Origin of the sequence: Streptomyces sp. NPDC047982 (genome assembly GCF_043204165.1) — a bacterium.
GTDB lineage: Bacteria > Actinomycetota > Actinomycetes > Streptomycetales > Streptomycetaceae > Streptomyces.
In genome coordinates, this window is sequence record NZ_JBIDBS010000034.1 from 20710 (window position 1) to 34574 (window position 13865).

General features: G+C 73.9%; 9 protein-coding genes. All 9 read left to right on the forward strand.

The annotated features are described in order from the left end of the window. The first annotated feature begins 214 nt into the window (after positions 1 to 214). The 9 genes from ACGF2V_RS29560 (at position 215) to ACGF2V_RS29600 (ending at position 13708) form a co-directional block, all read left to right on the forward strand. Positions 215 to 2800, forward strand: coding sequence for an aminotransferase class I/II-fold pyridoxal phosphate-dependent enzyme (locus ACGF2V_RS29560; RefSeq protein WP_362710694.1), 2586 nt, complete (start codon positions 215 to 217; stop codon positions 2798 to 2800). A gap of 212 nt (positions 2801 to 3012) precedes the next feature. Further along, entirely contained in the window at positions 3013 to 3993 is a 981-nt protein-coding gene (locus tag ACGF2V_RS29565; RefSeq protein ID WP_362628152.1) for a UbiA family prenyltransferase, read from the forward strand. Further along, a complete protein-coding gene (locus ACGF2V_RS29570; RefSeq protein ID WP_362710696.1) occupies positions 3990 to 5369 on the forward strand; it encodes an FAD-dependent oxidoreductase in 1380 nt (459 codons plus the stop codon). Before ACGF2V_RS29565 ends, ACGF2V_RS29570 begins: the two co-directional genes overlap by 4 nt. An 11-nt stretch (positions 5370 to 5380) precedes the next feature. Beyond that, complete coding sequence (locus ACGF2V_RS29575; RefSeq protein ID WP_392913653.1) at positions 5381 to 6958, forward strand: AMP-binding protein; 1578 nt, start codon at positions 5381 to 5383, stop codon at positions 6956 to 6958. A gap of 368 nt (positions 6959 to 7326) precedes the next feature. Continuing rightward, positions 7327 to 8235 (forward strand): class I SAM-dependent methyltransferase, encoded by a 909-nt coding sequence (locus tag ACGF2V_RS29580; protein WP_362628160.1) that lies wholly within the window; start codon positions 7327 to 7329, stop codon positions 8233 to 8235. Further along, positions 8232 to 10028 carry a CoA transferase gene (locus ACGF2V_RS29585; protein ID WP_362628163.1) on the forward strand — a complete coding sequence of 599 codons (1797 nt, stop codon included), beginning with the start codon at positions 8232 to 8234 and terminating at the stop codon, positions 10026 to 10028. Before ACGF2V_RS29580 ends, ACGF2V_RS29585 begins: the two co-directional genes overlap by 4 nt. Further along, complete coding sequence (locus ACGF2V_RS29590; protein ID WP_362710701.1) at positions 10025 to 11755, forward strand: class I adenylate-forming enzyme family protein; 1731 nt, start codon at positions 10025 to 10027, stop codon at positions 11753 to 11755. The genes ACGF2V_RS29585 and ACGF2V_RS29590 overlap by 4 nt, the downstream gene beginning before the upstream one ends. A 138-nt stretch (positions 11756 to 11893) precedes the next feature. After that, positions 11894 to 12565 carry a HEAT repeat domain-containing protein gene (locus ACGF2V_RS29595; protein WP_362710704.1) on the forward strand — a complete coding sequence of 224 codons (672 nt, stop codon included), beginning with the start codon at positions 11894 to 11896 and terminating at the stop codon, positions 12563 to 12565. A 3-nt stretch (positions 12566 to 12568) separates the two neighbouring features. Then, positions 12569 to 13708, forward strand: coding sequence for a HEAT repeat domain-containing protein (locus tag ACGF2V_RS29600; protein ID WP_362628172.1), 1140 nt, complete (start codon positions 12569 to 12571; stop codon positions 13706 to 13708). Positions 13709 to 13865 lie beyond the last annotated feature (157 nt).

Here is a 13865-nt window from a genome sequence, read left to right on the forward strand (position 1 = left end):
CGGATTTCTACACACGGACCCTTTCGACACCATCGCGCCGACGTCAAGCCAAGTGGGGAATGAGAACCGCAAAGTGTGAAGCCGAAGGGTTTCCGCTACCAGTCGGGTTTCCCCTTCGGCCACGCTGATCCCACGTGCACCGCGGATCGGAAAGGGCGACAGGGTGGGGGCCGGTTTGGACATCAACAGCCTTGCGGGGCAAGGGAGTCAGGGGATGCAGCCGGATCCCGGAGGACGCTCGTCGCCCATCCCCTTCTTCTCCCAGGCGAAGGGATTCCAACGGCTGTGGCCGCTGGTCGAAGAGAATCTTGAGCGCGTGTTCGACAGTGGGAAATTCTCCCACGGCGCTCAGGTCGCGGAATGGGAAAAGGCACTGTCCGCCCGCACCGGAGCCCGGTACGCGATCGCCGTGAACAGTGGTACGGACGCGCTCGTGCTGCTGCTGCGCGCCTGCGGGCTGCGCCTCGGCGACGAGGTGCTGGTACCCGCGTACTCGTTCTTCGCGACCGCCTCCTCCGTGGTCCTCGCGGGCGGCGTCCCCCGTTTCGTCGACATCGACCCCACTACCTACGCCATGGATCCGGACGCCCTGGCCGAGGCGGTCACCCCCGCGTGCCGCTTCGTGATGCCCGTGCATCTCTTCCACACCATGGCGGACATGGCGGCGATCGGCGAGGTGGCGCGTGCCCATGGACTCACGGTCGTGGAGGACAGCGCCGAGGCGATCGGGATGCGGCGGGGCGGCCGGCACGCCGGGCTCTTCGGGAAGGGCGGGGTGCTCTCGTTCTTCCCCAGCAAGACCCTCGGCGCACTCGGCGACGCCGGGGCCGTCCTCACCGACGACCCCGAACTGGCCCACGCGGTGGACGCGTTGCGTCACCACGGACGGGCCGGGCGCACCCTCGACAACTTCCCGGCGATCGCCACGCAGAGCAGTCGGCCCGGGGTGAACAGCAAGATGGACGACGTGCAGGCCGCCGTCCTGCTGGCGAAGTCGACCACGCTGGAGGAGGACATCGCCCGCCGCGCCGCACTGGCGGCCCGCTACACCGAGCGGTTGCGCGACATCCCGGGCGTGCTGCGGCTGCCCCGGTCCACCGCCCGGCCCGAGCGGGGCGACCGCGACGTCTTCTACGTCTATCTGATCGAGGCCGAGCGCCGTGACGACCTCGTCGCCCACCTCGACGGCCGCGGGATCGGAACCGAGGTCTACTACCCGGTGCCCCTGCCCCGGCAGCCCGCCTTCGCCGGGCTCGGCTGCCGCGACCGGCGCTTCCCGCACGCGCAGGCCGCCGCCGAACGGGCCCTGGCACTGCCGCTGTACCCGGACCTCGGCACCGAGGATGTCGACCGGGTGTGCGAGGCGGTCGCCGACTTCTACGTACGTCAGGCACCCGGGGCACCGCGTGCCCCGGGAGTCCGGCGCACCCGGCGCGTGACGGGCGACGGGACGGGCTCCGCGACCGCCGCGGGACGTACGGAGAGCGCGGGCACGCCCTCCGCGGCACCGGGCGCGAAGACGTGCGCGGGAACATCCGGAACGCCGGATGACGCGTACGCCGAACCCCCCGGAACACCGCACGCCAGGACACCGGACGTGGCCGGGCTTCCCACAGTGCCGCCGGAGGCGGAAGCGCCCGGCGGGGCCGCGGACGGCTCCGCCTCCCGTACCTCCCCCGTCCGTGTCGAGTTCTTCCCCCGGCGCCTCTTCGAAGCCGACCGGAAGGAACTGATCGGTCTTTTCCGCGAGGTGGCCCTGGATCCCTCCCAGCGCTTCATCCTCGGCTCCCGCACCGTGGAGTTCGAGCGGGTGCTGCGCCACTCCCTCGGCGCATCCGACGTGGTGCTCTGCGGCAGCGGCACCTCCGCGCTCGAACTGGTCCTCACCGCGATGGAGGTGGGCGCCGGGGACGAGGTCGTGGTCCCCGCCTTCGGGTGCGCCCCGCTGGCCGCCGCCGTCGTCAACGTCGGGGGCACCCCGGTCTTCGCGGACATCGACCCGCACACCATGGTCGTCGACCCCGACGACGTCGAGCGCCGTATCGGCCCCCGGACCGCCGCGCTGATGCCGGCCCACATGTTCTCCGTCATGGCCGACATGCCCCGTTTCACCACCCTCGCCCGGCGCCACGCACTGCGGCTCGTGGAGGACTCGGCCGTCGCCCAGGGAGCCGTCCTCGGCTCCACCCCGGCGGGGCTGTGGGGCGACGCCGGGGTGTTCTCCTTCGTGCAGGTGAAGTCCTGCGGGATGCCGGGCGAGGGCGGCGCCGTGGTGACCCGCGATCCCCGGCTGGCCGAGCGGGTCCGGATGCTGCGCAATCACGGTCAGGACGGACGGCGGCGCTTCGTGCACCACCTCGTCGGCCGCAACAGCCGATTCGACGAAGTCCAGGCCGCCTTCCAACTGCACCGGTTCGACCAATTCCCCGAGCGTCTGGAACGGCGCGCGCGGATCGCCGACTACTACACCGAGCGCTTCACCCCGCTCGCCGATCAGGGAATCGTTCCTCCTCCGGTGGGCCGCGACGGCCGCTGCTACTACGTCTACACCCTGCTCGTCGAGGAGCGGGACGCGCTGCGCGCCCACCTCGACCGCTCCGGGGTCGCCAGCCACGTCTACTACCCGTTGCCGCTGCCCGAGCAGGCCGCCTTCGCCCCGTACGCGCCTGCCGGCGAACAGTGGCCCCGAGCCCGGGCCGCCGCGGCCCGCGCGCTGTCGCTGCCGGTGCACCACCTGCTGACCGACGCCGAGGTGGAGCACGTCGCCGACAGCGTGTGCGCCTTCGCGGCCGGCCGCTGAGACCACCGGGACCCGGCCCGCGGCACCGAGCCCTGGACCGGGTTCCGACCGCACCACGCTCCGAACCGGGCCCGTACCGGGCCGGGCCGGGCCGGGGCGGCCACCGTCCGCCCGGTCCCGTGCCGAACACACCCGTACGCACCCGACCCCGACCGGCCGTCGCCTCCCGCGACGACGGCCAACGACACGACACGAGAGACCGAGAAGAACCCATGACACAGAGCGTCACGGCCGGCGCCGGGGCAATGCCCGCCGCGTGCCGGCCGGAGAGCAAGCTGCGCAGTTACCGCAGGCTGGGCAAGCTCGACGTCTTCGACTACTACCTGAGCACCCCGGTGGTCCTCGCCGCCGTCCTGCTGCCGCTCTCCTCCGGACTCGACCGGCGGTCCGTCACCACGCTCGTCCTCTTCCTGCTCGGGCAGGTGCTCGTCATCATGGCGATGGTCGCGCTGGACGACGTGACCGGCTTCCGCGACGGCAGCGACCTCGCCAACTACGGCCCCGACGACCCGCTCCGCAACAAACTGCGCAAACCCCTCGTCGCCGGGACCCTCACCGAGCGCGAAGCGCTCCGTTTCGCCTGGGTCTGCGCGCTGGCCGGGGCAGTCGTCTGGGCGCTCACCGTCGTCCTCGCCCCGCACCGCCCGCTGTGGGCACTGATCCTGCTCGGCCTGCTCTACGTCGTCTCCCTCCAGTACTCCTACGGGCTGAAGATCAGTTACCACGGGTTCCAGGAGGCGTTCCTGGCCGCCCTGGGACTCGTGCTCGTCATCGCCCAGTACGGGCTGCTCACCGGGGAGTTCAGCGGTTTCCTGTTCGTGCAGGGCGTCCTCTTCGGCTTCGGGCCGCTCATGTTCGGGGTGTACTCCAACACCAACGACATCGAGGGCGACCGCGCCGTGGGCCGTCCCACGGTCGCCGTCCTCGTCTCACCGCGCGGCAATGCCCTCTTCATCGGTGCCCTGTCCGCCGCCGAGTACCTGCTCGGCGTCGTCGCCTCGGCGACCGGGATCGCCCCCTGGTGGTTCGCGCTCGTCATGCTCCCGGCCGGCTGCCTGCGGCTGCGGCAGTACCTCACGGGCTTCCGTGCCGGGAACATCATGGCCGCGCGGCGCATCGGCTTCCGCGTCCACCGGCTGGGCGTCGTCCTCCTCGTCGTGACGAACCTCCTCGTCGGGGCGGGGGCCGCATGAGCCGGCACGTCTCCCCCGACCTGGACGTGGCCGTGGTCGGCGCGGGTCCGGCCGGGCTCACCGCGGCCCACGAGCTGAGCCGTGCCGGGCTGAGCGTGCGCGTCTACGAGAGCCACCGCGAGGTCGGCGGCCGGATGCGCAGCTTCCGCCACGAGGGCTGGACCGTCGACCGGGGCGCCGAGCAGGTCCCGTCCCGGGGCTACCGCGCCACCTGGGAACTCCTCGACCGTCTCGGTGTCCGCCGCGACGAGGTGCCCCGCATCGGCGGCGGGGTCGCCGTATGGCGCGAGGGCCGGGCCCGGCCCGGGGTCGGCGGGCCCGGCGCCCTCCTCGACGGCGGTGCGGGGCTCGGCCCGGCCGCCCGCCTCGACCTCGTCCGGCTGCTCGGCCGGATCGCCCGCGACCGCCGCCGCTACGACGGGGACCGGCCGCACGACACCCCCGTCGGCGCCGCCACCGTCCGCGCCCTGGCCCGGCGTTACCACCCCGATCTGCACGACTACCTGCTCCAGCCGCTCGCCGGCTGCTGCTTCGGCTGGGACACCGCCCGCTCCGCCGCCGCCCCGATGCTGAGCCTGCTCGCCGAGGTCGGCCCGCCCTCCGGCTGGCGCACCTACCTCGACGGCATGGACCTGCTCGCCCGGCGGCTCGCCGACACCGTCGAGGTCGAGACCGGCCGCGCCGTGCGCGAGGTCGTCCAGACCGAGGGCGGCGCCCGGCTGCGTCTCGACGACGGCGAGGTGACCGCGCGGGCCGCCGTCCTCGCCGTACCGGCCCCGCTCGCCGCCGCGCTGCGGCCCGGAGCACCGCCGGACGAGGCCGAGTTCCTCGGCGCCTGCACCTTCAGCTCCGCGCTCAAGGTCAGCTGTCTGCTGGACCGGCCCCTCGCCCCTGCCGCCGCCGGCCACCCGCTCTATCTCCTGCTGACCCCCGCCGTCGAGGAGGACGTCCTGACCGCCGTCATCGCCGACCACGTCAAACACCCCGGCCGCGCCCCGCACGGCCGGGGGCTGCTCACCCTCATGGCGGCCCCGGGGACCGTACCGGGGCTGGCCGAGTGCCCCGAGGAGGAGACGAAGGCCCGGCTCATCGCCGCCGCCGAGCGCTACGTGCCCGGACTCGGCCGCGCCGTCCGCCACAGCTTCGTGCACGCCTTCCCGCACGCTCTGCCGGAGGCCACCCCGCGCGCGCTGCATCTGCGTGAGCGCTTCATGCGCCGCCCCGCCCGCTCCGTCGAGTACGCCGGTGACTGGGTCATGCTGCGGCCCGCCTCCGAAGGGGCCGTACGCTCCGGGAGCCTCGCCGCCTCCCGCGTCCTCAGCCGCCTCGGCACCCGACTTCCCCACTACAGCAGAGCATTGGAGGATGTCCGGTGAAACCGTACGACATGGGTGTGCTCTTCGACGAGGCGGCGGACCGCGGCCACGCCACCGTCGTCCACCTCGACCGGCCCCTGGACCTCGCGCCCGGGAGCGGCACCCGCTGGACCGTCCCCGCCCTCGCGGACCTGGTCGCCACCACGGCCGCACGGCTCGCCGCGGCCGGGGCGCGCCCGGGCGATCGCGTGGCCGTCGTCAAGGAGAACCACTGGGACTACGACCTCCTCGCCTGTGCGGCGGTACGCGCCGGGGCCGTGCCCGCCCAGCTCTCCGCGCAGCTCGAACCGTCGGTCCTGGCCACGCTCCTCGCCAGGCTCGAACCGGCCGTGCTCGTCACGTCCGCCGTTCTGCTGGAGCGCTGCCGGGCCGCCGGGGACGACCTCAGCGCCCTCGCCGCCACCACCGTCACCGTGGACGAGGCCACGCCACGCGCCGTACCGCTGGCCGATGTCGCACCGGGGCCCGGGGTGCACCGCCGCCGCCACGACGACGAACCTCTCGTCATCAACCACACCTCCGGCACCACCGGGGTGCCGAAGCTCGTCGTGCACTCCACGCGCACGATCATCCGCAAGCTCGCCCGCTTCGAGGCCGTCCCGTACCCCGGCATCGGCGTACGACGTGACGACACCCTGCTCCACGCCGGTTCCTATGCGCACGGGCGCACCTTCTGCTGGACGGCCGTCGCGTTCTCGCGCGCCCCCGAGTCCGTGGTGCTGCTGTCCGGCGCGGACCCCGATGCCGCTGACCCGCTGCTGCGCGCGCATCCGCCCACGATCGCCGAGGCCCTGCCGAGCACGTACGTGCGTCTCCAGGAGCTCACCAGCCGCCTCGACAACGCCTTCCGGCGGGTCCGCCTCTTCATCAGCACCTACGACGCCGTGCACCCGCCCACGATCCGTGCCTATCTGGCGGCCAGTCGGCGCCGGAACCCGGTGTGGATGCAGGGCTGGGGCCAGACCGAGACGGGCCCGCTCACCTTCCGCTTCCACACCCGCCGTGCGCCGGGAGACGGCGACCGCGGCGCCACCGCCCGCGACCTCGGCCGCCCGATCCCTGTCAAGACCCGGCTGCGCGTCGTCGACCCACGCACCCAACTGCCGCTGCCACGCGGTCGCACCGGACTCCTCCAGGCACGGACCGCCGCGCTCGCCCTCGGTTACGTCGGCGAGGAGGAGCGCTGGGCCGACAAGCAGCACCAGGGCTGGTGGAACACCGGCGACCTCGGGCTGCTGCGCCGCGACGGCAGCGTCCGCCTACTCGACCGCGAGGTCGACAACCCCGGCCGGTTCAGCTGTCTGGAGACCGAGGACCGGCTGGAGGAGCGGCTTCCCGAGGCACTGGAGTGCATCATGCTCGGCCGTCCGGACGGCAAGGATCCGCTGCCCGTCGTCGTCACCCGGGACGGGTGCCTCGCCCCGCTGCGCTGGAAGGCCGCCGCGGACGGGCTTCCGCCCCTCGCCGAGCCCGTCGTGCTCACCTGGGACGAAGTGCCGCGCACCGGGACCGGGAAGGTGCGACGAACCGCTCTGCTGCGCCAGCTCACGGGCGACTCCGGCACCTGCGGCACCGGCCGCTGGACCTGATCCCGCCCGCGTCGGATCTGGCGCCCCGCCAGGGTCGCACGTGGTTCGTGGTCCTGCCCATGTCGGACGTGGTCAGTGATGCTGCCCGTGCCGGGCCTGGTCCATGGCCCGGGCAGGCCCTCGCCCATGGTCCCGCCCGTGTCGGATCTGGCGCCCTGCCCGGGTCGCACGTGGTTCGTGGTCCTGCCCGTCCGGGCCTGGCCCATGGCCCGGGCAGGGCCTCGTCCGGGGTCCTGCTGTCCCGGGCTTCGTCCGGGGTCCTGCCCGTTTTGGGCGTGATCGCCGCTCACCACACACCATTTCAAGCCCCACCGCCGCCTCACACCCCTCAGCCCCACCGGGCCTCAGCCACATCGGAGGAAAACACCGTGCCGCAGCCGACGGCCGCCCGCCCCACCACCGGCCACGCCCGACCCGCCCCGGAGCACGTCTCGCCCGATCCGGGGTCCGCCCGGCCCGCGGCACCGGAACGCGCCCGGCACGACACCGGGTACGCCTTCGACAACGCCACCCCGCACAGCACGGAGCAGCACCGCTGCCTCGCCGCCGCCTACGACCCCGTGACCCTGCCCCGGCTCGCCGCCACCGGTGTCGGCCCGGGCTGGACGTGCCTGGAGGTCGGCGCGGGCGGCGGCAGCGTCGCCCGCTGGCTCGCCGCGCGCGTCGGCCCCGGCGGCTCCGTGCTCGCCACCGACCTCGACCCGCGTCACATCGCCCCCGCTCCGCACCTGGAGGCGCGCGCCCACGACATCGTGCGGGACCCGCTTCCCGAGAACCACTACGACCTCGTGGTGGCCCGCCTGGTTCTCCAGCACGTGCCGGAGCGGCGCGCGGTGCTCGCCCGGCTCGTCCGTGCGCTGCGCCCCGGCGGGGTGCTCCAGATCGACGAGTTCGACACCGCCTACGAACCCCCGCTGCTCGCCCCCGACGCGGAGTCCGAACAGCTCTACACCGCCTTCCTCGCGGCCAAGTCCGCGGCCCTGCGTGCCGCCGGGGGCGACCCGCACTGGGGTCGGCGCGTTCCCGGGGCGCTGCGGGACGCCGGGCTCGTCGCGGTCGACGTCCGCCCGTACATCGAGGTGCGGCACTCCGGCTCGCCCAGCCTCCAGCTCCAGCTCCACCACACGCATCACCTGCGCGACCGGCTCCTCGCCCAAGGAATGACGGATCATCAACTCGACCGGGTGCGGGAGCTGATGACCGATCCGGGCTTCCGCGCGGCGTCCAGCGTCCTGTACTCGACACAGGCCCGGAAGCCCGGAGGCACTCCCCGATGAACGTCGCCGTCTCCGCGCCCGCTCCCGCACCTGTCACCCCTCCCGCCGCCCCGGCGGTCGCCGACGAGGTGGCGGCGCGGCTGCTGCGCGGCACCGCCGAAGACACCGGGCCGCGCGCCGTGCGCCGTACGACCGACTGGGCCGGGCCCGTGGCCGAGGACCTCGAGGGGGAGGGCGCCGTCCAGGCGGCCTGCGGGATCATGCACGTCCACGGCAGGGCGAGCGGCGGGCCGCGACCGCTCGCCGTGGAGTACGCGGCCACCGTGGCCGGGGTGCTCACCGCCCAGGGCGTGTCCGCCGTACTGCTCGCCCGGCACCGGGGGCTGGAGCTGCGCGAGGTGCGGACCTCCGCGGCGCAGGGGGCGCTGCTCGCGCTCTGCCAGTACCTCGCCGACGCCACGGCCCCGCCGGACGAGACCGGCACGCCGCCGGACAGCGCCGTCCTCCCGTCCGGCGGGGGCGTTCGCGGCGTGGCCCCCGGCGGCGCGACGCTCGTGTCGGCGGAGGGCGTGGCCTTCGAGGTGGAGACCCTCGATCCCGAGGCGTGGCGGCTCTTCTGGGCGCGGCTCGGGGTCGCCGCACGGGTGGCGGGGCGCGGCTGGACGCCGTTCCAGCAGCGGTTCGCGACCGCCGTCTGCGTACTGCCGGGGGAGCTGCGGGACGCCGCCCGCCGCACCCCGCTCGACGCCCTTCGCGCGGCCTCGAGGACGTGCGGTGTCAGCCTCGTCGCGCTGTCGGACGACCCGGTGCCGCCCGGGCTGCCGGAGCCGGTACGCCTCGCACCGTCGCCGGGCGGCGCGCGCGTCCCCCGGCCGGGCGGCGGACCCGCGTCCCAGTTCACGCTCCCGCTCGGCGGTGTACGGGTCGTCGAGTCCACCCGCCGGGTCCAGGGCCCGCTCGCCGGGCACGTACTGGCACTGCTGGGCGCCGAGGTCGTCCGCGTCGAGCCCCCGGGCGGCGACCCGATGCGGGCCCTGCCGCCGCTGTCCGGCGGCTGCTCCGCCCGCTATGCGGCGCTCAACGCGGGCAAGACCGTCGTCGAGGCCGACCTGCGCACCAACCAGGGCCGTGCGACGCTGCGCGAACTCGTCGCGGACGCCGACGCGTTCGTGCACAACTGGGCACCCGGACGCGACGTGCGCCTCGGCCTGGACGCCGAGGGGCTGTGGCGGGTGCGACCGGATCTGGTGTACGCGGGTGCCTCCGGTTTCGGTGACGCCTACCCGTCCGAGCACACCCCGATCGGCACCGACTACCTCGCCCAGGCCCGCAGCGGCCTCGCCGCCGCTCTGCGCCCGGCCGGGGAGCCGCCCGCGCCGTCGCTCATGACGCTGACCGACGTCCTCGGCGGTCTCGTCTGCGCCCAGGGGGTCGTGGCCGGGCTGCTGCGGCGGGCGCGGACGGGGAGCGGTGTCCGCGCCGAGACCTCGCTGCTCTCCGCCGCCGCCCTGGTGCCGCGTCCGCCCGTGCGCCGCCCGGGGTGGTCGCCGCTGGAACTGCCGTTGCGGACGGCGGACGGCTACCTGTACCTGGGCGAACGGGCCCGCGCCGACGAGGCCGCGCTCGCCCGGCTCACCGGGGCGTCGCACTCCGCCCCGGGGGACGTCGCCGCGTGCTTCGGCCGACGCACGACCGGGGAGTGGCGGGAGCGGCTGCGCTCGGCCGGGCTCGGCGCCACCGAGGTCCGCACCGATCTGAGCACCCTCCCCGCCGATCCCGCGTTCCGGGACGCCGTCGTCCCGGCCCCGCCCGGCGGATACGCGACGGTGCGCAGTCCCTGGACGTTCTCGTGACGGGCGCGGTGCGGGAAGCCGCGCCACCCACGCATGCCGCTCCCGCGCCCGTCCCCGGGGCCCGTCGCGACGGTGCGTGGACCTCCGGGGCCGGTCTGGCCGTCCCCGACCTCGTTCCGCGCACCGAGCGCCGCGCCTGGACCGAGGAGGGCCTGTGCCCGGATCGCGACCTCTACGCCCTGTTCCGGGAGCGGGTGCGCCGCCACCCCCGTCGGCAGGCGCTGGTGGAGAGCGGCGACCCGGCGGGCGGCGGCCTCGACTACGCGGGGCTCGACGCCGAAGTCCGCCGTATCGCGGCCCTGTTCACGGAGGCGGGGCTCCGGGCCGGGGACGTCGTGGCGTTGCGGCTGCCCGGCGGCAGGGACGCCGTCGCCGCCGAACTCGCCGTGTACGCCATCGGGGCGGTCGCCCTCCCGTACCCGCCGGGCGGGGGAAGCCGGGACACCCGGGCCCTGCTGGGGCGCTCCTGCGCGCGGGCCGCCGTGCTCGCCGACCCCGCCGATGTGGCCGTGTGTGCGCAACTTCCGTGCCTCGACGTGGTGTTCGGCGCCAATCGGGGGATGGCGGGCGCCCGTTGGCTGGGCGAGCGGGCCCGGCGTCCGTGGCGTCCCGTCACGGTCGACCCGACCGCGCCCGCGCGTGTCCTCGTCTCCTCCGGCACCGAGACCGCGCCAAAAATGGTCGCCTACGCCCACCAGGCGATGGCCGGGGGCCGGGCCGCCTATCTGAGGGCGCTCGACCCGGACGCGGCCGTGCGACGCCATCTGGTCCTCGTACCGCTCGGCTCCTCCTTCGGGTCGTGTGGTGTCGTCACCCTCGTCGCCCTCGGCGGCACGCTCGTCGTCCCGCCGTCGTTCTCGGTCCCCGAGGCGCTGCGGGCCCTCGTCGTCCACCGCCCCACCCATGTCTTCGCGGTGCCGACGATGCTGCGCCGGATCGCCGAGTGCTGCCCGGTGGACGCCGGGGACTTCCCGGGGCTGCGGGCCCTCGTCTCCAGCGGTGCCGCCCTGCCGCACGGCACCGCGCGGGCGTGCGCGGAGCGTTTCGGCCGGCCGGTGCTGACCGTGTACGGCTCGTCGGACGGCGTCAACTGCCACACGGAGTGGTCGCCCGGCGCCGTTGACGGGTGTGTGGGGCGGCCGGACCCGGCGGTCGCGGCCATCCGGATCACGGGCCCCGACGACGTCCCGGTGCCGCCGGGCGCTTCGGGGGAGATCCAGGCCAAGGGCCCCATGACCCCGCTCTGCTACCTGGCCGCCCCCGAGCTCGACGCCCGCTACCGGACCCCGGACGGGTGGGTGCGCACGGGTGACCTCGGCCGGCTCGGTCCCGACGGGCGCCTGTACGTGCTGGGCCGCATCAAGAACGTGGTGATCCGCGGCGGCCTCAACATCAGCCCCGCCGAGGTGGAGAGCGAACTCACCCATCACCCCGCCGTCGCCGAGGCCGTCTGCGTCCCCGTCCCCGACCCGGACCTCGGCGAACGGCTCTGTGCCTGCGTGCGTCCCGTACCGGGCGCCCGCGTCCCGGCCCTCGCCGCCCTCAACGCCTTCCTGCTGGGCCGGGGCCTGGAGAAGCGCAAACTGCCCGAGCGGCTCCTCCCCGTCCCCGTCATGCCGCTCGGCCCCACCGGCAAGGTCTGCCGCCGCACGCTGACGGACCGGGCGTGCCGACTCTCCTCCGGGGCCGGGGACGCGGTGGTGGTTACGGGAGTTGATCGACGGTGACATCAACCAGTGTTTCGAAAGTGGCGTCGTCCGCCCGAAGGCCCGGTGGGCCGAGGGTGCCTGGCCGTCTCCCGGCCTGGCACCGCTTGACCTTGACACGGTGACAAGGACTTCACTGTGGCCGAGGAGGTGGTCCAGATGACCGTGCCGAAAGAGGACACGAAGACGACGCGAGCCCTCCAGGGGCTGGAGAGCAACAGCTCGTCGGTCCGGCTGCGGGCAGCACTGGCGGTCGGCACGACCCCGGACCCGGGGTTCATCGGCAAGCTCGTCGAGCGATGCGCAATCGAACCCGAGTTCCACGTACGCGAAATGCTGACGTGGGCACTCACCCGCCACGCGGCATCGATGACGGTCCCGTTGCTTCTCGACGAAGTCCGTTCGGAGCATGCCCAGGCACGGAGCCAGGCGTTGCACACGCTGTCCAAGATCGGGGATCGGCAGGCGTGGCCGGCGATCACACGGGCGCTGCTGTCCGACGCCGACGACGAAGTGGCCCGAAGCGCCTGGCGGGCAGCGGTCGTACTCGTGCCCGAAGGTGAGGAGCACGAGTTGGCCGTAGTGTTGGTGACCCAGCTCGGGCGCGGCGAACGCGAGACGCAGCGGAGCCTCAGCCGGGCGCTGATCGCGCTCGGGGAGGTGATGTTGCCGGCACTGGGCGCCGCGAAGGCGGATCTCGACCCTCTCGTGCGTGCGCACGCGATCGCCACGGAACGGCTGTGGCGCGACCCGGATGCCGGATTCGGTTTCGCGATCGAGGAGGCGAAGCGGACCGTAGCCCTCGGCGGGGCCGGCCAGGAGGAGCGGTAGGCAGTGTTGATCGGTGATGTCGCGCGACGGTCCGGGGTCAGCGCCCGCATGCTCAGGCATTACGAATCGCTCGGCCTGGTGCGGCCAACGGGTCGTACCGACTCCGGCTATCGCGAGTACTCCAGCGAGAACATCCGACGCATCTTCCACATCGAGAGCCTGCGGTCACTGGGGCTGTCGCTGCGCGACGTCAGGCGCGCGCTCGATGATCCCGGCTTCGCGCCCGGGGAGCTCGTGGACGACCTCGTCCGCCAGACGCGAGACCGCATCGCAGCGGAGACGGAACTGCTCACGCTGCTCCATCGGATCGATGCCGCGGAACCCGCCGGCTGGGAGGACGTCCTCCAGATCGTGGCGCTCCTCCAGGCGTTGGGGTCGAAGAGCGCGGGGGCGCGGCAGCGCGCGGCCCTGTCCGCGATCGAGGGTGTTCCCGTGCCGGTGGAGGCACTGGTCGAGGCCGTGCTGAGCGAGTCGGACCCGAACGTCGCCGGAGCCCTTCGTTGGGCTCTGGCGCAATCGGGCGAGGACGGGCCGGCGCTGCTGGCGAGGGGCCTCGGCTCACCCGCGGCCGAGGTGCGGAAACGTGCCGTCCAGTCCATCGCCGAGTTTCCGGACGGTGAGGCGACCGCACTGCTGCGGGACGCCCTCACGAGCCCCGACATCGTGGTCCGCAGGTACGCGGCTCTGGCGCTCGGGACACGGGGAGCGGCCGACGCGGTCCCGACGCTCGTCGACATGATCGTCGAGGGGAGGAACGACGTCGACGCAGCCGATGCACTGAGCGCACTGTCAAGTGATCCCGCGTTGGCGGATCGGATCGCTGCCGCGCTCGTCGACTGCCTCGCCCGCGGCACCATTGGATCGTCCGCGCGTCGACGTCTGACACAGGCGCTCGCGGACATCCCGGGGATCACGACGTCACGTGCCCTCGCAGACCTGTCACATGATGAAGACCGTGGCGTCGCGCTCACTGCGACGTATGTTCTCAACCTACGCAACGCACGCCAACGACCTGGCCCCCATTGGCAAGTGGAGAAGGAGCGGCGCCTGGGGCCTTCGAATCCAAGGCGGAGGAGGGAGCCGGACGGGGTCTCCCCTGCTCGAACGCGGCTGAGAGCTCGGGGAAGGAGCGTCGGCGACTGACGACAACGCCGGAGGCGGAGGTCCCGGACAACGCGACGCCGCTGACAATCGTGGGCGAGGTCTTGACGTGCTCCCTGGCCTAAAGTCCAGGGATTCCGGCCTGGGTCGTCTGACCCTTTCGGGGGCTTCCTGCTTCACCGCGCTGTGCGGGCACGTG